This window comes from Hydrogenophaga sp. 2FB (assembly GCF_005503365.1).
Lineage (GTDB): Bacteria > Pseudomonadota > Gammaproteobacteria > Burkholderiales > Burkholderiaceae_C > Hydrogenophaga.
The window spans coordinates 1-23,277 of the sequence record NZ_SCML01000007.1; the positions used below are offsets into that span (position 1 = coordinate 1).

Below are 23,277 nucleotides of genomic sequence, written 5' to 3' on the forward strand. Positions count from 1 at the left end.
ATTTGCTCCTCGGTGAACTTGCTCTTCTTCACGACATGCTCCTGCCCACTTGGGGCCTTCATCATGCCGGCTCTCTCTGTAACCGAACGGTTCGAAATCCGGGTACAGGGTCACTATCAATCGCCAGTGCATTCAGCGGTCACTCAACCCAAACACCCACACACGGGGCCGCTCGTATTTCATGTTGTCTTCATTTACGCATCTAGTGAATTTCGTTTTACTTGGAATTTGTGCGCTGAGCTCTTCACTTCAGAATGGCTAAATGGTGAGGGTGATCCTGCCTCTTAACTATTCGACCTTCATTAGTCCCAAATCTTTGGCCCCTTATCGGGCAAAATATTTACATAATTGCATGAAAAGAAATAAGTATCGTGTTGAATGTTTGGCTAACTTAGAAATTACCAATAAAGATATCAAAAATGCATCAAAAGCCGTTGGGGAGCCTCTTCGGTCCATCCTTCGAGCAAACCTGAAACACATGCAAATTGCACAGAGATCCTATCTCGCCAATCAGGCTGTGAATATGGCTCAGCAGTTGCAGGCGGAAACGAATGAGTCGACGGAATCACCCTCGGCATGGGAGCTTGATGATCAGTTTCACTGACGGATCATTTGGTCTGGACCTTTTGGCTTAAGGCTAATCTACGAGCTTTTTGACGTCACGCTAATATTTTGTGACCTGTCTCAATTGGAAATTTGGAAACCTGGAAATCTAGCGTCCTCGCATGAAAGAAGGCTTAGTTGAGTTTCTAGGTTGTATATTTAAGGAAAAGTAAAAATGAATGATGAAGTGCGGATTACTGCTCGCACCCTAAATTTAAATGAGTCCCCCCAACTGGCGCTACCCGAACTTGACGAGGCAGCGGTGGTCGACCGACTAAGGGCGCTTTTGATTCACATTGCACACACTGATCTTGCAGTTTCTCTGTGGGTAGGTTTTTCAATTTACAAAGAGTTGAATGGTGCTGATATAGGTTTGGAACTCTATCAAGAGTGGAGTGCAAAGGGGCCTGCCATTACCACGAAGGGTGCGGTAGCCAGTACATGGCGCAGCGCAAAGAAGAGGGATATGAAAGATTGGGGGTTTCAGACTCTCGAGACTATGGTGAAGGATCGAGGTGTGGTGCTCAATTTCGCACGCTCTTCAGCGCCTGAGAACGCGCAAAAATCGGACACGGTTGAAGGCGTGATCGAGGCGCAGAACCGCTTCCAGCAGTCTTCCTTGCGCGACCGTCATCACGAGCTGAAGCAGGAGGTCCAAGAGCAGAGAGGCTTCTTGGAGGGGCTCGCACTGCTTGGACAGTCGACGGTCTTTTACGCTGACCCCAACACCGGGAAGACTCTCTGTACGTTGAGCGCGCTCATCAACAGTGTCCGGCAAGGGGAGATCGTGCCTGAGAATGTGTACTACCTCAACGCCGATGACTCCGGTGCTGGTCTCGCAGAGAAGGCGGCCATCCTGAAAGAATATGGCGTGCACATGCTGGGCGATGGGTACCAAGGATTCGCAGCGGAGAACTTCAAGCCTTGGACGGAGGAGATGATCAGAGACGGGAGTATCAAGGGAAAGATTTTTGTCCTCGATACCCTCACCAAGTTCGTCGACTCAAACAACAAAACTCAGGCAAGAAACTTTACCAAGCATGTAAGAGCCCTGACCTCCAAAGGTGCGACCGTTGTTGCCTTGGCTCACACCCGTAAGAATGTGGCCGCCGACGGAAGCAAAGTGTACGCAGGTACGTCTGACGTCTTCAACGACTTTGACTGCACCTATATGGTGGTCGAGCTATCGGCGGGCGCTTCTGACGGTCTCAAGACGGTCGAGTTTCAGAATAAGAAGCGTCGTGGGGATGTGAAGCTCAAGGTGGCATACAGCTATCCCAACGTGCCCATGAAGAGCTATGAGGAGCTCTTGCTGTCGGTGCAGCTTGCTGATCCAGACTTGGTGTCCACTCTCAACAAGGGGGCAGAGATCAGGTCTGACATGCAGGTCATCGAAGCCATCAAGTCATGCGTTGCGGGTGGGGTGAAAACTCGCATGCAAATCGCGAACACTGTAGGGCCCAATCTCCAGTACTCGCGTGCCAAGACGCTCGCCATCCTGGACAAGTATTCGGGCATCGTTCCAGGTACTCACTTCTGGACTTTCACCGTGGGCGAGAGGGGCGCGCACATCTATGTACTTGTGCCCCAGGAGCGGGCGAGAACGCCAGATTTCCAGCTTTCCAGCCCGCCGCAACCGGCGCCTCAAGTGTCCCTTGAAGAGTTCGAAGCATTGGAGGTGTGATCACCTAACTTAGCCCCGGCCAGTCTCCGAACTGAGCCGAATTCCATTCCCAGGCCATGCCTGTGCACTCAATGAGTGTGCCGGTGTGGCCTTTTTTTCGTCTGTACTTTTCCAATAGGAGGTCCATCGTGCCCACCGCAACCCTGTCCACTTCTCTCGTGAATTCAGCTGTGTGCCCGGAGGGGCGCAGCAAGCTCGACCTCTACGACACCGCCGTGCCGGGCTTCATCCTGGAGGTGCGTCCGTCCGGCGGCAAGACCTATCACCTGCGCTACCGCGACCAGTACGGCAAGCAGCGCCAGTTCAAGATCGGCGACGCCGGGTCCATCAGCTTCACCAAGGCGCGTGACATTGCCCAGCGTGTTCGCTCGCGCGTAGTCGGCGGAGATAGCCCCATGGATGAGCGCCGAGCACTCCGCACGGTGCCCACCCTCTCGGAGTTCATCCGCGACACCTACATGCCGCACATTCGGGTGCATCGTCGGAACTTCCAATCCACGGTGAGCTTCATCCGGCATCACATCGAACCCCGATTCGGCGCGCGGCGTCTCGATGAGATCACACCCAAGATGATCACGGAGGCGCACGACGAGCTGAAGCTGAAGGGGTACGCACTGGCGACCGCAAACAAGATGCCGATCCTGTTCAGCATCTTCTACAACCTGGGAAAGAAGATGAAGGTGCAGGGCGCATCGACGAATCCCGCGCAGTCGCTGAAGCTATTCCAGTTGAACAACAACCGGGAGCGCTACTTGTCGGCGGAGGAGGTCCAACGGCTGCGGTCTGTGCTGGAGGAGTGCCCCTATGAACAAATGAGGACCATCGTCCCGCTGCTGCTCATGTTGGGGTGCCGAAAGAGGGAGCTGCTGGAGGCCCGGTGGGAGCACATCGATCTTGAGAGAAGGGTGTGGCACATCCCGATGTCCAAGTCGGGGAGGGCGCGCAACGTGCCGCTGTCGTCGTCGGCCATTGAGGTGTTCCGCTCGCTGGAGCGCCGGGAGGGGTGTCCCTATGCGGTCCCCAATCCGGCCACGCTGAAACCCTGGGGCAACCTGCACCATCAGTGGGACGCCGTGCGTAGGCGGGCCGGTCTTGACGGTGTGAGGATGCATGACCTGCGGCACAGCTTCGCGAGCAACCTAGTGAACTCCGGTCGGTCCATCTATGAGGTGGGGAGGCTGCTGGGGCATTCCCAGGTGAAGACAACGCAGCGGTATGCGCACCTCTCGGACACCGTGCTCATGTCCGCCATGGAGGAGGCGGCAAATGCGCTGGCACCGATGCTGAAGGAGCGCGCGTAGCGACCACACCCAACTCAGTGACTCAGGTTGCTGGGATGGGTGTGGCTGGCCCAAATGGCGTGCTGCTCTAAATTCGGTGCGAATAAACACGTGTCGGCGGGAAAAAGTTACAAACCAAAGCAACTCTCGACGAGCCCCCGCAAAACCAAGTTACATTTTGTGACTGTTCTGGCGTGCGGGCCAAAGCCGGTCTGGACGCTTCCTTACGTCACACGAGGTACTGATGGACATGAAAGTCACGCTACTTGCATCCCTGTTGCTCATCGGAGGCTGTGCTACGCAAGGCACCAGCACTCATCACTATAGCGAGAGTGTCAAAAGGAAAATTGCAAATGAGACTACGGTAGATGGAGCGTACTCAGCGGTCTGGGATGTGCTGGTTCGCGATCTTGCAAAGAGCTTCTATGTTATCAACAACATTGACAAGGAATCCCGAATCATCAACGTTTCATTCACATCAACTGATGCGGACGATTACGTCGATTGCGGTCGAACTCAAAGGACTTTCGCGGAAGGTGAAAGAGTGGAGCGATACGACTACGCTGTGGCGTCTAAGTCAACCTTTAAGGTTGCCGCGCAAAGACAAGAACACCCTGCATTCTCAAACTATGCAGTCATTGTGCGAGAGCCAATCCTCGAAGGTAGAGCAAACATCTACGTCGCACCAGTCCCTGGTGATGTGGCCCGCACCACTATCTCTGTGAATACACGATACATACTGAACATTCGGGTTCGCGGCGAAGGCTTCGCAAAACATATCTCAGGGAACATTCAGTCCAGAGGGCGCCTGCCTGAAGAGACCTCTACGTACACATTTAATACCGGTGGGTCTTCCTCGAAGGATGCCGGCAACGGTGTGACGGTGACCTGTTCATCCAGAGGAAAGCTTGAGTCCGAGATTCTCGGGTTTGTAGCAATGAAGCGCCCCTGAGTTCCACTAAGTCGTTGCTGGCATATGGAGTCAATTATTTCCTCGGATCCACTCCAATCACATCTGCGCTTTCGCGTTCAGCTACCATGACGTCTTTCGGATGGGCGGACGGACAGGGCAATCATTCAATATGATATCAAAAGTAAAAATCTTTGATCGAAATGTGATCAAGAGGTCCGTGAGATTTATTGCTAGCGCATCAACCGGACTGTCCGCAGTGCTGTTGTTCGTCGACATCCCGTCCAACTGCAAGATGCGGGCTGGTATCGCCTACTTGGTCGTGCTTGCCTTGATTCATCTTTTCACTTGGTTGCGCGCAAACTCGCTTCGAGAAATCACCATCGATATTGAAGGTAGTGAAATTAACATCATTACTGGCAATATTTTCAAGCAAAAGGGGTTGAAGGCAATCGCTTTCAACGAATACTTTGATACGCAGGTTGACAACGTCATCATCAGTAAAGAATCGCTAAATGGAAAATTTATCGAATTAGAGTTGAAGGATTCTGTCGAGGCTCTTGATGCCCATATCGCGAACTTCTCATTTGATGATGGGGATATTGTTGAGGCAGGGGCGCAGCGACATATCGGAAAGAAAACTCGATACCGGCTTGGAACGATCTGTGTGTATAACGACTTCCTGCTCACTGCATTTGCCCGGTTTGACACCAAAAACAGGGCTAACCTGACAATGCCGGAGTACCTTGAGTTCCTGATAAATTTTTGGGATAAAGTTAATAAAATCTATGCTCAGCAGAGCGTGTCAACGACTATTTTTGGTTCGGGAATTACCCGCATAAAGGGTCATCGAACAATCAGCGATGAGGACTTGTTGAAGATCATGCTGTGGACCTTTCGGATTAGCGAGATGCGTTTCAAATATCCGGCAAAGCTCACTGTAGTTATTCATGAGAGCAAGATCGATCAGATCAACCTCTTGGACATCGCGTCAGTGAAGAACGGTGTGTAGAGTCAAGCCTTTCTCAGTGAGTGGTGACATGACCTAGTCGCTGTACTGTCGTCAATCTTTTCACGGCTCATCGACGACTGTGGGCGATAAAATTTAATCGAGATCGATCGAGGTATTTTGGAGACATTGATGGCTTATCGCAACGGCAGCTATATCGCCTTCCATGCAGGTGGAACAAGTGATCCAACAGCATCTGATATTAAGTACTACAACACGATGAAAATGTGGAGTGCCAGCAAAAACACTGAATTCACATTGATAAATAGCCACGAGAAGACCTCGGCAGTACGAGACTCCTCGGCAAAGGAGACTTTGCGTCGGTCGCTGGTTGCGCGCCTCAACAACTCCAAGCACATGGTTCTTATCCTGACGGCGACGACAAAGAATGACACCGACTGGGTTCCATTCGAGATAGCTTACGCCGTAGATAAGTGTCAGATGCCCATCATCGCAGTCTATCCGGACTACGAATGGATACTGGCACCGAAAGAGCTCGCGAACTATTGGCCTCCTGCACTTGCATCCCGCATCGCGAACGGCACGGCCCGTGTGATTCACATTCCATTCAAACTACCGGCTGTGCTCGATGCAATTGAGCAGTTCGGAGTCTCGAACACAGAGTATCCGAAGAATGGCTACGGCTTTTATAGTCGTGAAACTCACGCTGTTTGGGGGCTCATAAAGCCCTAGCTGGTAAATCATGTCGCTACCACTGCTGAAACGAAACAACCGCATAGGGGACATGTGATTAAATTTTCCTTTCTTCCCGCACTTGCCCTGGTGTGCCAAGTCGCTGCAGCGGAGACCGTGCAGGTCAAATACCACGGAGGGGTTTCCCTGGACTCATTCACTTGTGTGGAGGTCAAGGAGAGCAGTGACGTGTCTAGGATCTGCTATGACAGAGCCGAGCAGTACATGGTCATTCGTCTCAAGACCACCTACTACCACTACTGCGAGATTGACCCCGCTACCGTGCAGGGCCTGCAGGGAGCCGGTTCAAAACGGCAGTTCTTTGAGGCGCGCATACGGGGCAGTGGTTCTGACGGTCCGTTCGACTGTCGGACTCACCCCATTCCGAAGAAATATCGGCGGTAGAGTTTGATCGACTCGATTCTCTCGGGCTATTGAGTGTTGGTGTGGCCTGGGAGTTTCACCGTTTGCCGCACAACTAGATCACGGAGTCTGGACTCCTCGCCTCCGCCAATCCCAGGGCGCCACTGCATTGATCGACCACAGTCCGCGACCTGCATCTCGTGCCTGCTGCTCGACCTGCGCAAGATGCTCATAACCCTTGCCGTACTTCACGTAGTACCAGGCGAGGCCGGCGCGAACCTGTTCCTGAGCAACGTCCTTGCCGCGACACTCGACATCGGCGATGGTCCTCCTGTATCGATCCGTGCCTCTGGGTGTGATTCCGCCGACCTGCTGGAAGCACAGCGCGGCCAGATGCTGCCTCGATACGTTCCCGAAGTCCTGACCCTTCTCGGGTGCGTCGATGGCGCTGATGCGGACCGTGATTTGCTGGTAGCTCCCGGGCTCTCCGCAGCGAGCCTTGAGGGTGTCGCCGTCGCTGATGGCCACGACCAAGCAGAGCAATGCCGCACTCAACTCTTTTCTTCCTCGACGATGGATAGGGCGATGCGGATCGAGATCTCGTGAGCTGCATGCATCCACGACCAACCCTCGGGCATCTCGGACTCATCCGTCTCACTTAGGGCGAATAGAACCCGTTGTTCCAGGGCGTCCCGAGCTGCTGTGATCTTGGCGAGATCGTAGGTGCGGTCATGAGAGATTCGATGAGCCGTGAGAAAGTCGAGCGCCAGCAGTGTGCTCACACGTAGGTCGCCGTGGTCGAGTTTGGTCACGTCCATGCGTCCATGCTACCCGCACGGAGTTCGGTCATGGATACGCGCATCGGTCATCGCGCGGTGACGGGTTCCAGCCACACCCGTGCAGCCTCGTCGGGCCCCAAGGTGCGCAGGCGCTCGTCCCGCCAGAGATCGCCCGCAAGGTCCTCAAGCTGAACGGGATCCACCGTGCGCCACTGCTGCTGCAGTTGGTGGGCACAGGCGGCTATCCAGATGTGTGCGGGGAGGGCGTCCATGGGCGTCATGGTACCCGAAATGCTGTACGAATGTACAGTACAGTGCGATTGCTGTTGTCTCCTTGAACTTCGCCCGTCTGCCTCTCCGGTGGGCGAGCGTCTTTCTGTGGTGTGGGTCGACTGCAAGTGAAAATAGCGCCCAGCCTCCGTCTGGCATGGCGGCCATCGGCCACAAACGGACGGAATGAATGCAACGCCCATTGAGCTCTTGGTATTTGCCCTGTTGATCTGCGCGCCCAACGCCTACATTATCTGGCCTAGTTGGCGGACTTGGTTGGCATCCCGCCTGCCGCTGTCCTGAATGAGGCGACATGGCGCGACGTTGTGTTAGAAGGAAAACGCCGTACCGTGGTCCATGTGAATCGCCGGACTGCAACGCTAAAAGCAAATTACACAACGAGGGAAATTCAATGACACTGCCGCTGCGAAAACGCACTGTTCACTTCTACGAAATAAAAGTTGAATCTCGAGCCAAAGCAGACATTAAAAGTCCCTCGGGCGCCCATCTCAGCGATCTGTTAAGCAGCTTTGCCAAATTAGCATCTAGCCAGCGCTTGCCCGCCACCATTCGAAAATCGCCCAATATTCACACTGTACTGGGCGACTGGAAGTACGATGCTGCTCATAATTGCTATGCGTTGCTAATAAGCAAGGCCAATGCAGCCGTTTCTGATATTGCTCTTCGCGATTTAACTACTAGGCGGCTGCGTAAAGCAGGAAAGACGAAAATCGAAGGTATTGAGGACTCTGCCCATTTATTGATTCGACCTAATAAGGATGGTCGAACCGCAGCCGTTCTTTTGACGATGGGGGCCGGAGTATCTGTTAGAGATCTTGAAATGCTATTGCGCATGCTTAGCAAGGAGGCTTCGGCCGTTCTAACGAACCGCTCCCTGTTCAATTTTGACGAACCATCGGGAGCCAAGGACGAGAATAACAAGCCTAAGCAATACAAGGTCGGATATCTGTTTTCAGCAACGGCTCATCAGGGGCAGACTCTGACCCATGCCCTCGCAGGCGGCGAGTTCCAAGGTATGGAATTGATCGCCCACGAGCAAAGTAGATTCGACACGGGTGGAAATCTCCAAATCACTGAGCGCAGCTTGGCTGTGCGGGCAGTTTTGCCTAAGACAGTGACCGGTGCGGCTGTTCGCAACGCTGTAAATGCTTACCTTAGAAGTCCCTCGAATACCATCCAATACGATAAAGTCCGTATACGGTACAAGAGTCCCTCAGGTAAGGATACCTCCGCCACCTTGGAGATTCAACAACTCGATGCTGCTTTCACTTTGAAGGAACTTATCGAATTTGATACCGATGTGGAGTCCCAGCAGGAAAAACTGAGCCCCACGATCCTGGACGGCATGAAGCCACTGCTTCAATTGATTCCTACCTAGCAGGTGAACCATGTTCGACCTTCTGAGGCCATTCTCATTCTTGTCAATTCAGCATCCTTCAAGATTGCCTGTGTTTGTGAACTGGGTGCTGCCTCTGCTCATAAGTGTCCTATCTCTATGGGCGCTTTGGGCACTCGGCGAACAAGTAAATATGTTTGGCCAACAAGGGATACTAGATCGTCTGCTGACGTTAATTCAAACGCTCGCAGGCTTCTATATTGCGGCCCTTGCGGCAGTGTCATCCTTTAATAGTCCGCATTTGGATAGGACTATGCCGTCGCCGCCCCCTACTATGTTCGTCAAATACAACGGGGTGCTGGAAGAGGTGGAATTGACAAGAAGGCGATTTCTTACCTCGATGTTTGCATATCTAACCGCTCTAAGTCTGTTGTTGAGCCTTACGTTGCTTGCAACTGTGGTTCTTGCTCCAACAATGAAGCTTGTATGGACCAACTCCACGTTTGTTCTTCACTGGCTAGCAGCGGGGCTGTTCTTCTTCTTCCTATTTCAGATGATGTGTGTGACGTTCTGGGGTCTTTTTTACCTTGGAGAGCGCATGATCACGCCAGATTAACTCGGAGCTTGAGATCGGCGCAACCCAGCGGAGTCCGGCGCATCGAAGAGCCTAAGCGGCGAGTCAGCCTCGATCCTTCCGCCACCCGTCGTGTGTTTGAGCCACGGCATTGGGCTATAAAAAGATATTTTCAAGAATCCATTTTTCAAAAATATGCCCGTTTTTAGCGCTATAGCCAAGTTTCCCTGCGTCCGCTATTGTTCTCTTTATAGCGTAGTAAGCATGATCGAATATATTGATTTCGAGTTGTTTGTCGTCATTTAAATCATGATGCTTGAGCCTATTCTGAAAAAAATTCCACTCGTTGAATGCATCCTGGGCGGTTCGGTCGCCTGCAATATTTTTCCCGGTTGCTGTCCTGGCTTCTTCAATACTTGTCCATGTTTCCTCAGCAGAAGATTTCCTGTTTTGACTTTTTAATATTCCAGAAAAAATCCCATCTGCCGCTGCAGCCAGTGTTATTGAGGAGAGCCTTTTGTTTGTCAAAAATAAATCGATGGCGTCTTCTAACTGGGTGAGGGCGATGTCTGCTTTGTTGATGGTGATTGACTCCTCATAGCCGAGTGAGGGCAGCGGCGAGCGTTTAGGTGCAGGCTTATCAATTTTTGGTAAGTCTATTGAGATGTGTAGCCACCCGAAGCACGATCGAAAGTCGGCCAATATTTCATCAGACGTTTTCTTTTTGTCGGAGATGGTGAAGGTAATTCCATCGCCTTCAGGGAACTCGCTTGCCCAATAGTCTAATTTTCTAAGTTGGGTGATTGAAGTATTTATGCTATTTCGATGGTTGTCAATTGCACTGACGTTCCAAAGCAAGTTGCCGTTATATTGATGGCTCGGTGGTCGCAGAGTTGCGAGAATTTTGTTCATTGGAAATGGCTCAGAAGCCTGTTTAATGGCTGCGAACATCGGTTTAGATTGCTTGCAAGTCTATATCCACGTCTGGCGGAAGTCGACATTGGGGCCCCGCACGAAAATAGTTCAGCGCACTACGCCAAAACTGGGCAGAATTTCTCCGCACCAAAGTTCTGTGTTCTGCCCCCGTCCCCCCGTGGGTTGGGTGTGAGGTGGGAAACCACCGCGTGTCTATGTTGCCGGTGGCGCGACCCCCGACCGATGCGGACCTCGCCATAGACGGCCCCGTTGGGTGGGCGCTGGGTGCTCAGATCCACGGACCCTCCGGCCCGTCGATGCTACAGACCAATGTTCAAGATTCCCTATGGCCGGCAGAATCAACACCTTCCAGTTCGCCCACGCCTACGCCCGTGGCGAAGGCATGAAGCACTACACCGAAATGGTGCAGGAACCCGAATTCGCCGCACGCGACAAGGGCTACACCTTCGTGTCGCACCAGCAGGAAGTGGGCGCGGGTTACTTCGACGACGTGACCACCGTCATTCAGGGTGGTTCGTCCAGCGTGAAGGCGCTGACGGGGTCTACCGAGGAAGAGCAGTTCCACTGATCTGACCCCGTTGGGGGTTTGAGGAGACAGGAGCCCGGGCCAGCCCCGGGCTTTTTTGTGTGAAAATCAAACCTCGTTTGAATCAGCAAGAGCGAGAAAGGCAGTCTGGTTATGACACCGCGAACTATGGAGTTGACTTCCACGGCCCTTTGAGGCCCGCAGTTCGCGCCTGCCCGATTCCCTTTTGATCCCACACCAGCGCGGCCCCTGCCGCGCTTTTTGTTTTCTGGACCTCCCATGTTGCATATCACGCTCCCCGACGGCTCCCAACGCGAATACCCCGGCCCGGTCACGGTGGCCGAGGTCGCGGCTTCGATCGGCTCTGGTCTGGCCAAGGCCGCGCTGGCCGGCAAGATCGGTGACAAAGTGGTCGACACCAGCTTCCAGATCACGCAGGACAGCCCGCTATCGATCGTGACGGCCAAGGATGCGGATGGGCTCGAAGTCATTCGCCACTCCACGGCCCATTTGCTGGCTTATGCGGTGAAGGAGCTCTTCCCCGATGCGCAAGTGACGATCGGCCCCGTGATCGAACACGGCTTTTTCTACGACTTCGCCTACAAGCGCCCTTTCACGCCGGAGGATCTGGTCGCGATCGAAAAACGCATGACCGAACTCGCCGCGAAGGACGAGCCCGTGGTGCGCCGCGTGCTGCCGCGTGACGAAGCGGTGGCGTATTTCAAAAGTCTGGGCGAGCACTACAAGGCCGAAATCATTGCCAGCATCCCGAGCAATGAAGACGTGTCGCTGTACCGTGAAGGCGCCTTCGAAGACCTGTGCCGCGGCCCGCACGTGCCCAGCACCGGCAAGCTCAAGCACTTCAAACTGATGAAAGTAGCCGGCGCCTACTGGCGCGGTGACCATCGCAACGAGATGCTGCAACGCATCTACGGAACGGCCTGGGCCACCAAGGACGAATTGCAACAATACCTGACCATGCTCGAGGAAGCCGAGAAGCGCGACCACCGCAAGCTCGGCCGCGAACTCGATCTGTTCCACATCGATGAGCACTCGCCGGGCACCGTGTTCTGGCACCCCAAGGGCTGGACGGTGTGGCAGGAGGTCGAGCAATACATGCGCCGGGTCTATCGCGAGAACGGGTACCAGGAGGTCAAAGGTCCGCAGATCCTCGACCAGAGTCTGTGGGAAAAGACCGGTCACTGGGACAAGTACCGCGAGAACATGTTCGTCACGGAGTCGGAGAAGCGCGACTACGCGCTCAAGCCGATGAACTGCCCTGGACACATCCTGATCTTCAAGCAGGGGATCAAGAGCTATCGCGATCTGCCGCTGCGCTATGGTGAGTTCGGCCAGTGCCACCGCAACGAGCCCTCGGGTGGCCTGCACGGCATCATGCGCGTGCGTGGCTTTACCCAGGACGATGGGCACATCTTCTGCACCGAGGACCAGATCCAGTCGGAGGTCGTGGCATTCACGACATTGCTGAAAAAGGTCTACAAGGACTTCGGTTTCAACGACATCATCTACAAGCTCTCCACACGGCCCGAGAAGCGCATTGGCACGGAGGAAAGTTGGGACCGCGCCGAGAAAGCACTGGCCGAGGGCTTGCAAGCCTCAGGTTGCGAGTTTGAGTACTTGCCGGGCGAGGGCGCTTTTTACGGGCCGAAGGTCGAATACACGCTCAAGGATGCCTTGGGTCGCCCCTGGCAATGCGGAACGATCCAGGTCGACCCGAACTTGCCCGAACGTCTGGACGCCGAGTTCGTGGGTGAGGATGGCGCACGCCACCGCCCCATCGTCCTGCACCGCGCCATCGTGGGCAGCCTTGAGCGCTTCATTGGTATCCTGATCGAGCAGCATGCGGGAGCCTTGCCCACGTGGCTGTCTCCCGTGCAGGTGGCCATCCTCAACATCACGGATTCCCAAGCCGATTACTGTCGGGAAATCGCGAAATCTCTGCAGAATCAAGGGCTTAGGGTCATAACTGACCTGCGCAACGAGAAAATTACGTATAAAATACGGGAGCACGCGTTGCAAAAGCTGCCTTTTATCGTTGTCGTGGGCGACAAAGAGAAAGAAGCTGGTGCCGTGGCTGTGCGGGCCCGAGGGAACAAAGACCTCGGTGTCATGCCGCTGGAAGCCTTTTCCAAACTCATTGCGGCAGACGTTTCATCCAAAGTTTGATTTCAAACGCTTCGGTTGATGCCCCCACTGCTGTGGCGCACCTCGAGTGCATGGTGGCGGCCGTGGGGCCGCCATTCCGCTTGATCAAGCCCACACAAAGGAACTCACCATAGCTACCAACTTTCGCGACCGCCGCCAACGTGAAGAGCGCGCACACAGATTGAACCGGGAAATCATGGCTCCCGAGGTTCGCCTCAATGGCCCCGAAAACGAGCCGTTGGGCATCGTCAGTCTGCAAGAAGCGCTGCGCATGGCCGGTGAACTGGACGTGGACCTGGTCGAAATCGCGGCCACTGCCGTGCCTCCCGTGTGTCGCTTGATGGACTACGGCAAGTTCAAGTACCAGGAGCAGAAAAAGGCCGCGGAAGCCAAAGCCAAGCAAACGGTCATCGAGATAAAGGAAGTCAAATTCCGGCCGGGCACCGACGACGGTGACTACAACATCAAGATGCGCAACATCCGCCGGTTTCTGGACGATGGTGACAAGTGCAAGATCACGCTGCGGTTCCGTGGCCGTGAGATCACCCACCAGGATCTGGGTCTGGCCCTGTTGAATCGCATTCGAGATGAGCTGGCCGACTCCATCGTGGTGGAGCAGTTCCCCAAGCTCGAAGGGCGCCAGATGATCATGATGATCGCGCCAGGACGAAAGAAGGCCGCAGGTGGTTCGACCAAGCCGGCCGAGGTGGCAAGCCAGCCGACAACCTGAGAACGGTGGTCGGCAAGAACAGGATTGGATGGGCAGGGTAGTCTCCTGCCGATCCGAGGCGCTGGCTGAAAAGTCAGACGCCGAATCGGAGAGCCGAAAGGCTTTCCATAAAAGTGGCTCGGGGCCAACAAGTTCGCGGAAGGTTCGCGGCGCCTCACGAGCACAAATGAAAAGGAGCATGAAGATGCCCAAAATGAAGACCAAGAGCAGCGCGAAAAAGCGCTTTCGCGTTCGTCCAGGTGGCACCGTCAAGCGCGGTCAAGCCTTCAAACGTCACATCTTGACCAAGAAGACCACCAAGAACAAGCGCCACCTGCGTGGAGCAGTCACAGTGCATGAGACCAATATGGGTCACATGGCACAGATGCTGCCCGGCATGGGCATTTGATCAACGACGAACAAGGAGAACACACATGCCTCGCGTCAAACGTGGTGTAACGGCTCGCGCCCGACACAAAAAAGTATTGGCTCTGGCCAAAGGTTTCCGCGGCCGCCGCGGTAACGTCTTCCGCATCGCCAAGCAGGCGGTGATGAAGGCTGGGCAATATGCCTACCGTGACCGTCGTACCAAGAAGCGCGTCTTCCGTCAGCTGTGGATTGCCCGTATCAACGCCGGTGCTCGCGCATGCGGCCTGACATACAGTCAATTCGCCAACGGCTTGAAGAAGGCTCAGATCGAAATCGACCGCAAGGTTCTGGCTGATCTGGCAGTGAACGATCCAGCTGCCTTTGGCAGCATCGTGGAGCAGGTCAAAGCCAAGCTGGCCGCTTGATTCACGGCTAGGTGTGCGGCGGCTAACGCGGCACTCCCTGGTCGCTCAAAGGGGTTGAGGCTTGAGGGGTTCCCTCATCGGCTTCAATCCCTTTTTTTATTTCTCCCAACGATTCAAGCACACACATGAACGAGTTGGACGCATTGGTCGACAGCGCGCGCACCGGTTTTGCGCAAGCCTCCACTCCGGCCGATCTGGAAAATGCCAAGGCCCAGTACCTCGGAAAGTCGGGGCGCATCACGGAGTTGATGAAGGGTATGGGAGCTCTTTCCGTGGACGAGAAGAAGTCCCGCGGCGCGGCCATCAATCAGGCCAAACAGGCCATCGAATTGGCGCTGACCGAGCGCCGGCAAGCGTTGGCCGATGCCGAGCTGCAGGCGCAGCTCAAAGCCGAGGCGCTCGATGTGACCTTGCCCGGTCGTCAGCGTGGGCAAGGTGGTCTGCACCCGGTGAGCCTCACTTTGGAGCGTATCGAGGCCATCTTCGGTTCCATGGGTTTTGAGGTGGCGGACGGCCCCGAGATCGAATCGGATTGGTTCAATTTCACCGCGTTGAACACGCCAGAAGACCACCCGGCGCGCTCCATGCACGATACCTTCTACGTGGAAGGTGGAAGTGAAAAAGCGCCAAACCTGCTGCGTACCCACACCAGCCCGATGCAGATTCGCCATGCCGTCCAGCACGTCAAGCGCCATCGCGCAGACCTGGATGCGGGGCGCTCCATGCCGGAGATTCGCGTGATCGCGCCCGGCCGCACCTACCGCGTGGACAGCGATGCGACGCACTCACCCATGTTCCATCAGTGCGAGGGGCTGTGGATTGGCGAGAACGTCAGTTTCAAGGACTTGAAATACGTCTTCACCGACTTCTGCCGCACCTTCTTCGAGTCCGATGACCTTGTGCTGCGGTTCCGCCCCAGCTTCTTTCCCTTCACCGAGCCCAGTGCCGAAATCGATATTCAGTTCCAGCAGGGCCCGCTGGCAGGCCGCTGGCTGGAGGTCGCGGGATCTGGTCAGGTGCATCCCAACGTGGTGCGCAACATGGGGCTTGATCCTGAGCGCTACATCGGCTTTGCCTTTGGTATGGGCCCAGACCGCCTGACCATGCTGCGCTACGGCGTCAATGATCTGCGATTGTTCTTCGACGGTGACGTCCGTTTTCTCGCCCAGTTCCGCTGAGACCACGACATGCAATTTCCCGAATCCTGGCTGCGCGCCTTCTGCAATCCGCCGCTGAGCAGTCAGCAACTGGCCGACACCTTGACCATGGCGGGTCTGGAGGTGGAAGAACTTCAGCCCGTGGCTCCCCCGTTTTCAAAAGTTGTGGTGGGCGAGATCATCTCCGCCGAACAACACCCGAACGCGGATCGCCTTCGCATTTGCCAGGTGAACGTGGGGCAGGGCGATCTGCTCAATGTCGTCTGCGGCGCACCCAACGCGCGAGCGGGCATCAAGGTGCCGTGCGCGCTGGTGGGTGCCGAACTGCCGCCTGGTGAAGATGGCAAACCGTTCCAGATCAAGCTGGGCAAGCTGCGTGGCGTCGAGAGCCAGGGCATGTTGTGCTCAGCCCGTGAACTCAAGCTGTCGGAAGACCATGGCGGATTGTTGGAGCTGCCTGCCGACGCGCCACTGGGGCGCGACATCCGCGAGCAACTCGCATTGGACGACATGCTGTTCACGCTGAAGCTCACGCCCAACCTCGCGCACTGCTTGAGTGTTTACGGCATTGCGCGGGAGGTGGCCGCATTGACTGGAGCGCCGTTGAATGAGCCGACGTTCCCCTCCGTGAACGTGGCTCTGCAAGACCGTTTGCCCGTCAAGGTGGAGGCCCCCGATCTGTGTGGGCGGTTCACCGGCCGCATCGTGCGTGGTGTGAACACCCGCGCAACGACGCCGGCCTGGATGGTCGACCGTTTGGCGCGGTGTGGCCAACGCAGTGTTTCGCCGTTGGTGGACATTTCGAACTACGTGATGTTCGAGTTGGGCCGACCATCGCACATCTTCGATCTGGACAAGATTCACGGTGGGTTGCATGTGCGGTGGGGGCGCGATGGTGAATCGCTCAAACTGCTCAACGGCAATACGATCACCGTGGACACGCAGGTCGGAGTGATCGCCGATGATCAATCGGTGGAATCGCTGGCAGGCATCATGGGCGGTGATTCAACCGCCGTGTCTGACGATACGCAGAACATCTATCTCGAAGCGGCCTTCTGGTGGCCCAAGTCCATCGCAGGACGCTCACGCCGCTACAACTTTTCCACCGATGCGGGCCACCGGTTCGAGCGCGGCGTGGACCCATCCACCACACGTGAGCACGTGGAGCGCATCACCCAATTGGTGCTGGACATCTGTGGCGGCGATGCGGGTGTTCTCGACGATCATGTGATCAATCTGCCGCAGCCGTTAGCGGTCAAGCTGCGCGTGGCGCGCGCGGCCAAGGTGATTGGGATGCCGCTCACTCAGGTGCAGTGTGCGGATGCATTGCGCCGACTGGGGTTGCGGGTGGAAGAGGGCGAAGGCCAGATCGAGGTTGTCGCTCCGGCCTATCGGTTTGACCTGCAGATTGAAGAGGACCTGATTGAAGAGGTTGCTCGCGTGATCGGCTATGAGCACTTGCCCAATACGCCGCCTTTGGCGCCCATCACGGCCAAGATCCGTGTTGAATCGCGTCGAGGCCCCTTCGAGGTTCGCCGCAACCTGGCTCGACTTGGCTACCAGGAAACCATCAACTTCAGTTTCGTGGAAGAACGTTGGGAGCGCGAACTCGCGGGCAACCTCAACCCGATCCGCTTGCTCAACCCCATTGCCAGCCAGATGAGCGTGATGCGCTCGTCGCTCCTGGGTGGCCTGTTGTCCGTGCTCAAGTTCAATCTGGATCGCCGTACCGACCGCGTGCGGCTGTTTGAACTGGGGCGGGTGTTTTTCAAAGACCTATCGGTTGTCGACAGCGACACCACAGTGGCCGGTTTTCACCAGCCCATGCGCGTGGCGGGCCTTGCCTACGGTGCAGTCGACACGCTGCAATGGGGCGCGAGTGATCGTCTTGCTGATTTTTTCGATGTGAAGGGCGACGTGCAGGCGCTGCTGTCGTCACACCGGCTCGACTTCAAGGTGGCCGCGCACCCGGCAATGCATCCGGGGCGCAGCGCTGGCGTCTGGTTGAACGATCGTTGCATTGGCCATGTAGGTGAGCTGCACCCCAAATGGCGCCAGGCCTACGACTTGGCGCAAGCGCCCGTGCTGTTCGAGTTGGAGCTCGATGCAGCGCTGGCCCGGGCGGTGCCCATGTACCAATCGGTCAGCCGCCACCAAATGGTTGAGCGCGACCTGGCGATTGTGGTGAAGGAGTCTGTGACGCACGATGCCGTGGTGGATGCGATCCAGTCACTCCACCGTCCCTGGCTGCGCGATGTGGTGTTGTTCGACGTGTACCGGCCAAAGAAGGCTGCGCCTCATGATGCAGCTCACGCGAGCGGGTTGGGTCAAGATGAAAAGAGCCTGGCCGTGCGGCTGGTGCTCAACCGTGACGACGCTACACTGACCGAAGAGGACATTGAAGCAACCGTGCAAGCTGCTGTCGAGGCCGTGATGCAGCGTGTGGGTGGTCGGCTTCGTGCCTGAATGAACGAGATGGAGATTCCGCATGGAACTTGCTGTTGAAAGCCTGGAAACGCCCGCATTGACCAAAGCGCAGCTCGCCGAGTTGCTGTTCGATCAGATCGGTTTGAACAAGCGCGAATCCAAGGACATGATCGATGCCTTCTTCGATCTGATCACCGACAGCCTCGTCGATGGCACCGATGTGAAGATTTCCGGCTTCGGAAATTTCCAGATTCGCACGAAGGCACCAAGGCCGGGGCGCAATCCTCGCACTGGAGAACCCGTGGCGATTGAGGCACGTCGAGTGGTCACTTTCCACGCCAGTCCCAAGCTCAAGGAGCAGGTGCAGGCGGCTGTGATCGGCGGATGAATCCGGCTTAGCCCAGCGTTCTTGGGCGCAAACAAAAATCGCACCCTTATGGTGCGATTTTTGTTTGGAGGGGCGGATTGCAACATTTCGCGCGGAAATGAACAATCCGCTGCGCACACCAACGTGAGTTAGAGTAGATTTCAAGGTTCGGTTCATACCGCCTTGATTTTCATGGAAAAAACTCTGCCAACTATTCCTGCGAAACGCTACTTCACGATCGGTGAAGTCGGCGAGTTGTGTGGCGTCAAGCCGCATGTGCTGAGGTACTGGGAGCAGGAGTTCACGCAGCTTCGACCGATGAAGCGTCGTGGCAACCGGCGGTATTACCAGCATCATGAGGTACTCATGATTCGCCGGATTCGAGAGTTGCTGTATGACCAGGGCTTCACCATCAGCGGGGCTCGCAACAAGCTTCAGGAGCTTGTGCAGGCCGAGCGCGACAAGCGCCGCAGCGACGAAGATGACGCCATTGACGTGATTGATCTCGATGGACGCGATCAAAGTGAGGAGGTCGCGCCACTTGCCGATGCCGGTTTTCCAGCGGTGAGCGCTTCAGGTACTTTGCTGAGCGACGTGCGCCGCGAGTTGCTAGAAATTCGAGAGCTTCTTACGAGATCGGCCTGAACACATGTGTTTGGACGCTATAATTTGAGGCTTGTCGGCGTGTAGCGCAGCCTGGTAGCGCACTTGCATGGGGTGCAAGGGGTCGCGAGTTCGAATCCCGCCACGCCGACCATTTATACAAAGCCCGAAATTGAAAGATTTCGGGCTTTTTCTTTTTGCCGAACGAGCAGATGGCTTTCTGCGGCATGGGACAGACATAAAGACTTGCCACACCGGTAATTTGCCCGCTTTCTACCCCTCATTTGCTTACTTTTTGTTGCTGATGCACCTATACTCAGCCTGCAAGTGCCAGATCACGACCATTGGTCGCCCATTCGCTGCAGTATCAGATGTTCAAGTGAGGTAAACAAGATGATCGATTCTTCACAATCCACGCCTTCTTCCTCTTCCGGCGTCTCTCGTCGCCGTTTGGTGCGTGCTGGCTTGTCGGCGGCTCCCGTGATGGCTGCGTTGAAGAGCAACAGTGTGCTGGCGGGGGACCACACTTGCATTCGCCCGTCTTCGTTCTCGTCGTTGTCCGCTGCGCAGATGAAAGTCAGTCAAGGTCGCGCCATCAAGACGGACTTTGAATGCAAGTCGCATGGATATTGGAAGAACAACAATGCCGGCTTGGCAACGAACTTCAAGGAAACCACCAAGTTTCTGTCGACGACTACGGGCTTCACGCAAGACCCCGGCAATGCCTACAACAAGCTGACCATCCAGCAGGTGCTCGAACAAGGTGGCAATCGCAACAATGCAGCGTTGGCTCGCCACGTTGCGGCAGCGTTCCTCACGGCCACTGCATTCAACAACGATTCAACGCGCGTGCTGTTGACCAAGAGCCAGTGCCGCGCGATATGGAACGGGCAAGGTGTGTGGTCGCCCTTTGCCGGCGCCACCTGGACGCTGTCTCAGACGATGGCCTACTTTGACGCGATCTACGGTCCAGCCTTCCTGTGACCCTGGAGCAGGCCCAGGTCAACTGCCGTTGTCCACGGGCCGGTCAATTTGCCGTTCAGTATTGGTCGGATGGCGCGGTGGTGTATGACGATGCGAACGGTAGCCTGCACGCGCTGACACCCATCGCCGGCGAGGCATTCGCCTTGCTGCAAGCCGAGCAGGCCTCCGATGCCAGAAGCCTTGCGTATGCCATGGGGCTGGCTGAGCCAGAGGTTGAGGAACTGGACATGCTGCAGTCCTTGCTCTTGCAATTCGAGTCGATGGGTTTGATCGCGTGCACTCAGGGGTGAGATTCACGCAGGTGCTTTCTGCATTCTCTCCAGCGGAACTGGCGCGGCGCCTTCGCTCTGGCGGCATCTTTCTGCGCATCCCGCCGTTTGTCATGCACATCTGCAGCCCGATTCCGGTGGTCGCGCAGGGCCTGCATGCGCTGTATCCCGACCATGAGGTTTTAACGGACGAGGATATCTTCGCGGACTTCCACGTCTCGGTGAAGCCCAAACGACGCTTGCTGAAGACCGTCTGCGTGTTCGAGATGGATGGTTTTCAACCCTTCACGCCCTTGGCATATGGCGAGGCTTACGCCTTTCTGGAGTGGGGCATGAACTGGTGCGTGACCAGCTATTGCCATACTTGGATCACCGTGCATTCAGCGGTGCTTGAACGTGGTGGACGGGTGGTGATACTGCCCGCGCCGCCGGGATCGGGCAAGAGCACGCTGTGCGCGGCGCTGATGTTGAATGGCTGGCGTTTGCTGTCGGACGAAATGGCATTGCTCGATCCTGTTTCTGGTCTGGTCACCCCATCGCCGCGTCCCGTGAGTTTGAAGAACGAGTCCATCGAGGTGATTCGAGGTCTGGCACCCGATGCGAGCTTTGGACCCGTCGCCCGCGACACGATGAAGGGCACCGTGGCGCACATGCGCATTTCACCGCAGAGCCTGGCGCTTGCGGGAGAGTCGGCGCGACCGGCATGGGTGGTCTTTCCGCAGTTCAAAAGGGCGGCGGCGCTGTCTGTGCAAGAGCGGCCCAAGGCCAATGCATTGGTGGAACTGGCGTCCAACAGTTTCAACCACCATGTGCACGGCCGTGCCGGATTTCAGGCCTTGGCAACGCTGGTGGATGAATGTGGCTGCTACGACCTGCAGTACGGCCACCTCGACGAAGCCATCGCGTGGTTTGCGGCGCTTGCCGCCTCTCCGACATGACACTGCCCCGCATCGACACACTTGTTGCTGCTTTGAAGCAGCCTGCCAGCCTGGCCGCTTTGGGCCCGGGCGCGTGGGACGTGCTCATTCGCCAGGCCCGTCAGGCCGACTTGCTGGCCCGCATCGGCCGCGTTGCGCAGGCCGAAGGCCATTGGGACGGGCTTCCTCTCGCGCCACGCCGGCATCTTGCGTCGGCCATGGGGTTGGCTGCTCGGCAACAGACCGAACTGCACTACGAAGTGGTGGAGATCGCGCGCGCGCTGGAGCCGATCGAACTGCCCGTGGTGCTGCTCAAGGGCGCGGCTTACACCATGGCAGGCCTGGACGCTTCTCGTGGGCGCATGGTGTCCGATGTGGACATTCTGGTGCCCCGCCAGCGTCTGGCCGAGGTGGAGTCCGTGTTGATGATGGGCGGATGGGTGTCGATGAACCGCGATGCGTATGACCAGCGCTACTACCGCACCTGGATGCACGAGTTGCCGCCGCTCAAGCACATGAAGCGGGGAACGGTGCTCGACGTCCACCACGCCATCATGCCGCTGACGGCCCGGCTCAAGCCCGACTCCAACCTGCTCCTGCACAGCGCCCGTCCCCTCGAGAGCGATCCGCGGGTACAAGTGCTGTGCCCCGCCGACATGGTGTTGCACAGTGCGGCACACCTTTTCCATGAAGGTGATCTGGAGCTGGGTCTTAGAGGGTTGGTCGATCTGGACGCGCTGTTGCGTGAATTCGGATCGGATCCTGCGTTCTGGCCCGAGTTGCTCGTGCGTGCCCGCGACCTGCAGCTGGACTGGCCCCTGCATCAGGCATTGCGCTATGTGGGGACGCTGTTGAACTCGCCCGTTCCTTCGCATGTGACCGAGGCCCTGTACGCAAGCCCTGGCGTGAGCATCGCACCATGGCGTCAGCGCACGCTGGACGCCTTGTTCTTGCGCGCGCTGCGCCCGGCCCATGCATCGGCTTCGGATGCATGGACGCCCGCAGCGCGTTTTCTCCTGTATCTGCGCGGGCATTGGCTGCGCATGCCGCCGACGATGTTGCTGTGGCACCTGTTGCGCAAGTTGGTCAAATCAACGCACTCAGCTCCCGTGGAGGCGAAATGAAGCGGCGTTTCTTTCACGCCATCGGCCTGTCGGTGATCGGGCTGATGTGGGGCAGTTCGGTGTGGGCGGGACTCGCCGACGCCGTGGTTCGCGTGAAGCCTTCGGTGGTTCTGGTTGGCACGTTCAAAACCACAGACACCCCCCGTTTTCAACTGCGCGGTGCGGGTTTTCTGGTCGCGGGTGGGGACTTGGCAGTGACCACCGCCCATGTGCTGCCGTCTGACTCAGGTTCTGCAGAATCGGCTTCATTGTTTGTTCAGGTCCGCGCTGGGTCGGGCGAGTGGCAGATGCGCGCCGCCACGGTGCTGGAGATCGATGTGGCCCGCGATCTCGCCTTGATTCGCATCACCGGCACGCCCGGGCCCGCGCTCAAGATCGGGGACTCGAGACGCGTGAGGGAGGGCGACAACCTGGCTTTCATGGGGTTTCCCATCGGCGGCTCCCTCGGCTTTTCGCATGTGACGCACCGGGCGACGGTGTCCAGCATCACCTCCGCCGCGTTGCCCAGTCCTTCCGCCGAGCGCTTGAAGGAGCAGGCCATTCGCGGCTTGCGCAATGGCACCTTCGATATTTTTCAACTCGATGCCACGGCCTACCCAGGCAACAGCGGCGGCCCCTTGTTCGATCCGGACACCAGCGAGGTCATGGGGGTGATGAGCATGGTGCTCATCAAGAACACGCGCGAATCGGCGTTGAGCCAGCCATCTGGCATTTCCTATGCCATTCCCAGCCGCTATGCGCAGGCGTTGGTGGATCGTCACCGCTGAGGGCCGGCC

General features: G+C 56.6%; 26 protein-coding genes, 1 tRNA gene and 1 pseudogene. 24 read left to right on the forward strand and 4 right to left on the reverse strand.

The window, feature by feature from the left end:
- The first annotated feature begins 262 nt into the window (after positions 1 to 262).
- From FFS09_RS05905 to FFS09_RS31040, 7 genes are all read left to right on the forward strand, one after another.
- Positions 263 to 604, forward strand: coding sequence for a hypothetical protein (locus FFS09_RS05905; RefSeq protein WP_137917943.1), 342 nt, complete (start codon positions 263 to 265; stop codon positions 602 to 604).
- Between the two features lie 174 nt (positions 605 to 778).
- A complete protein-coding gene (locus tag FFS09_RS05910) occupies positions 779 to 2,287 on the forward strand; it encodes an AAA family ATPase (RefSeq protein ID WP_137917944.1) in 1,509 nt (502 codons plus the stop codon).
- Between the two features lie 128 nt (positions 2,288 to 2,415).
- Complete coding sequence (locus FFS09_RS05915; RefSeq protein ID WP_252374252.1) at positions 2,416 to 3,588, forward strand: site-specific integrase; 1,173 nt, start codon at positions 2,416 to 2,418, stop codon at positions 3,586 to 3,588.
- 223 nt (positions 3,589 to 3,811) lie between these two features.
- Positions 3,812 to 4,519, forward strand: coding sequence for a hypothetical protein (locus tag FFS09_RS05920; RefSeq protein ID WP_137917946.1), 708 nt, complete (start codon positions 3,812 to 3,814; stop codon positions 4,517 to 4,519).
- Between the two features lie 217 nt (positions 4,520 to 4,736).
- Entirely contained in the window at positions 4,737 to 5,489 is a 753-nt protein-coding gene (locus FFS09_RS05925; RefSeq protein ID WP_252374253.1) for a macro domain-containing protein, read from the forward strand.
- Between the two features lie 129 nt (positions 5,490 to 5,618).
- Positions 5,619 to 6,179: a TIR domain-containing protein gene (locus FFS09_RS05930; RefSeq protein WP_137917947.1), complete on the forward strand. Its 561-nt coding sequence runs from the start codon at positions 5,619 to 5,621 to the stop codon at positions 6,177 to 6,179.
- Between the two features lie 189 nt (positions 6,180 to 6,368).
- Positions 6,369 to 6,584, forward strand: coding sequence for a KTSC domain-containing protein (locus FFS09_RS31040; protein ID WP_289509291.1), 216 nt, complete (start codon positions 6,369 to 6,371; stop codon positions 6,582 to 6,584).
- Between the two features lie 78 nt (positions 6,585 to 6,662).
- Here the strand turns inward: FFS09_RS31040 and FFS09_RS05940 are convergent, their stop codons facing one another.
- The 3 genes from FFS09_RS05940 to FFS09_RS05950 are packed head-to-tail and all read right to left on the reverse strand — an operon-like array spanning position 6,663 to position 7,593.
- Positions 6,663 to 7,097, reverse strand: coding sequence for a thermonuclease family protein (locus tag FFS09_RS05940; protein ID WP_252374255.1), 435 nt, complete (start codon positions 7,095 to 7,097; stop codon positions 6,663 to 6,665).
- Entirely contained in the window at positions 7,094 to 7,360 is a 267-nt protein-coding gene (locus FFS09_RS05945) for a hypothetical protein (protein WP_137917948.1), read from the reverse strand. Before FFS09_RS05945 ends, FFS09_RS05940 begins: the two co-directional genes overlap by 4 nt.
- Before the next feature lie 47 nt (positions 7,361 to 7,407).
- Positions 7,408 to 7,593 carry a hypothetical protein gene (locus FFS09_RS05950; RefSeq protein WP_137917949.1) on the reverse strand — a complete coding sequence of 62 codons (186 nt, stop codon included), beginning with the start codon at positions 7,591 to 7,593 and terminating at the stop codon, positions 7,408 to 7,410.
- 410 nt (positions 7,594 to 8,003) lie between these two features.
- Between FFS09_RS05950 and FFS09_RS05955 the strand changes: the two genes are divergently transcribed.
- Complete coding sequence (locus tag FFS09_RS05955) at positions 8,004 to 8,990, forward strand: hypothetical protein (protein WP_137917950.1); 987 nt, start codon at positions 8,004 to 8,006, stop codon at positions 8,988 to 8,990.
- A gap of 10 nt (positions 8,991 to 9,000) precedes the next feature.
- Positions 9,001 to 9,564: a hypothetical protein gene (locus FFS09_RS05960; protein WP_137917951.1), complete on the forward strand. Its 564-nt coding sequence runs from the start codon at positions 9,001 to 9,003 to the stop codon at positions 9,562 to 9,564.
- A 114-nt stretch (positions 9,565 to 9,678) separates the two neighbouring features.
- Here the strand turns inward: FFS09_RS05960 and FFS09_RS05965 are convergent, their stop codons facing one another.
- Positions 9,679 to 10,473, reverse strand: a complete 795-nt coding sequence (locus tag FFS09_RS05965) for a hypothetical protein (protein ID WP_137917952.1) — start codon at positions 10,471 to 10,473, stop codon at positions 9,679 to 9,681.
- A gap of 325 nt (positions 10,474 to 10,798) precedes the next feature.
- On the opposite strand from FFS09_RS05965, the pseudogene FFS09_RS05970 reads away from it, so the two are divergent.
- From FFS09_RS05970 to FFS09_RS06040, 15 genes and pseudogenes are all read left to right on the forward strand, one after another.
- Positions 10,799 to 11,026: pseudogene (locus tag FFS09_RS05970) on the forward strand (isocitrate lyase); the annotation flags it as partial.
- A 237-nt stretch (positions 11,027 to 11,263) separates the two neighbouring features.
- A complete protein-coding gene (thrS, locus tag FFS09_RS05975; RefSeq protein ID WP_137917953.1) occupies positions 11,264 to 13,171 on the forward strand; it encodes a threonine--tRNA ligase in 1,908 nt (635 codons plus the stop codon).
- 109 nt (positions 13,172 to 13,280) lie between these two features.
- Complete coding sequence (gene infC / locus FFS09_RS05980; RefSeq protein WP_289509292.1) at positions 13,281 to 13,880, forward strand: translation initiation factor IF-3; 600 nt, start codon at positions 13,281 to 13,283, stop codon at positions 13,878 to 13,880.
- 184 nt (positions 13,881 to 14,064) lie between these two features.
- Entirely contained in the window at positions 14,065 to 14,268 is a 204-nt protein-coding gene (gene rpmI / locus FFS09_RS05985; protein WP_066151481.1) for a 50S ribosomal protein L35, read from the forward strand.
- Between the two features lie 25 nt (positions 14,269 to 14,293).
- Entirely contained in the window at positions 14,294 to 14,653 is a 360-nt protein-coding gene (gene rplT, locus FFS09_RS05990; RefSeq protein WP_086120609.1) for a 50S ribosomal protein L20, read from the forward strand.
- Positions 14,654 to 14,778: 125 nt separating this feature from the next.
- Complete coding sequence (gene pheS / locus FFS09_RS05995; protein WP_137917954.1) at positions 14,779 to 15,831, forward strand: phenylalanine--tRNA ligase subunit alpha; 1,053 nt, start codon at positions 14,779 to 14,781, stop codon at positions 15,829 to 15,831.
- Positions 15,832 to 15,840: 9 nt separating this feature from the next.
- Positions 15,841 to 18,276: a phenylalanine--tRNA ligase subunit beta gene (gene pheT, locus FFS09_RS06000; RefSeq protein ID WP_137917955.1), complete on the forward strand. Its 2,436-nt coding sequence runs from the start codon at positions 15,841 to 15,843 to the stop codon at positions 18,274 to 18,276.
- 22 nt (positions 18,277 to 18,298) lie between these two features.
- Positions 18,299 to 18,625, forward strand: coding sequence for an integration host factor subunit alpha (locus FFS09_RS06005; RefSeq protein ID WP_137917956.1), 327 nt, complete (start codon positions 18,299 to 18,301; stop codon positions 18,623 to 18,625).
- Between the two features lie 171 nt (positions 18,626 to 18,796).
- Entirely contained in the window at positions 18,797 to 19,249 is a 453-nt protein-coding gene (locus FFS09_RS06010; RefSeq protein ID WP_137917957.1) for a MerR family transcriptional regulator, read from the forward strand.
- 35 nt (positions 19,250 to 19,284) lie between these two features.
- A tRNA-Pro gene (locus tag FFS09_RS06015) sits at positions 19,285 to 19,361 on the forward strand.
- 239 nt (positions 19,362 to 19,600) lie between these two features.
- Positions 19,601 to 20,191 (forward strand): hypothetical protein, encoded by a 591-nt coding sequence (locus FFS09_RS06020; protein WP_137917958.1) that lies wholly within the window; start codon positions 19,601 to 19,603, stop codon positions 20,189 to 20,191.
- Positions 20,188 to 20,481, forward strand: a complete 294-nt coding sequence (locus FFS09_RS06025; protein WP_137917959.1) for a hypothetical protein — start codon at positions 20,188 to 20,190, stop codon at positions 20,479 to 20,481. Before FFS09_RS06020 ends, FFS09_RS06025 begins: the two co-directional genes overlap by 4 nt.
- Entirely contained in the window at positions 20,478 to 21,398 is a 921-nt protein-coding gene (locus FFS09_RS06030) for an HprK-related kinase A (protein WP_212745058.1), read from the forward strand. The genes FFS09_RS06025 and FFS09_RS06030 overlap by 4 nt, the downstream gene beginning before the upstream one ends.
- Positions 21,395 to 22,501 (forward strand): nucleotidyltransferase domain-containing protein, encoded by a 1,107-nt coding sequence (locus FFS09_RS06035; protein WP_137917960.1) that lies wholly within the window; start codon positions 21,395 to 21,397, stop codon positions 22,499 to 22,501. Before FFS09_RS06030 ends, FFS09_RS06035 begins: the two co-directional genes overlap by 4 nt.
- The gene (locus FFS09_RS06040) at positions 22,441 to 23,268 is read left to right on the forward strand and encodes a S1C family serine protease (RefSeq protein ID WP_252374256.1); all 828 of its coding nucleotides are present in this window, start codon (positions 22,441 to 22,443) and stop codon (positions 23,266 to 23,268) included. The genes FFS09_RS06035 and FFS09_RS06040 overlap by 61 nt, the downstream gene beginning before the upstream one ends.
- Positions 23,269 to 23,277 lie beyond the last annotated feature (9 nt).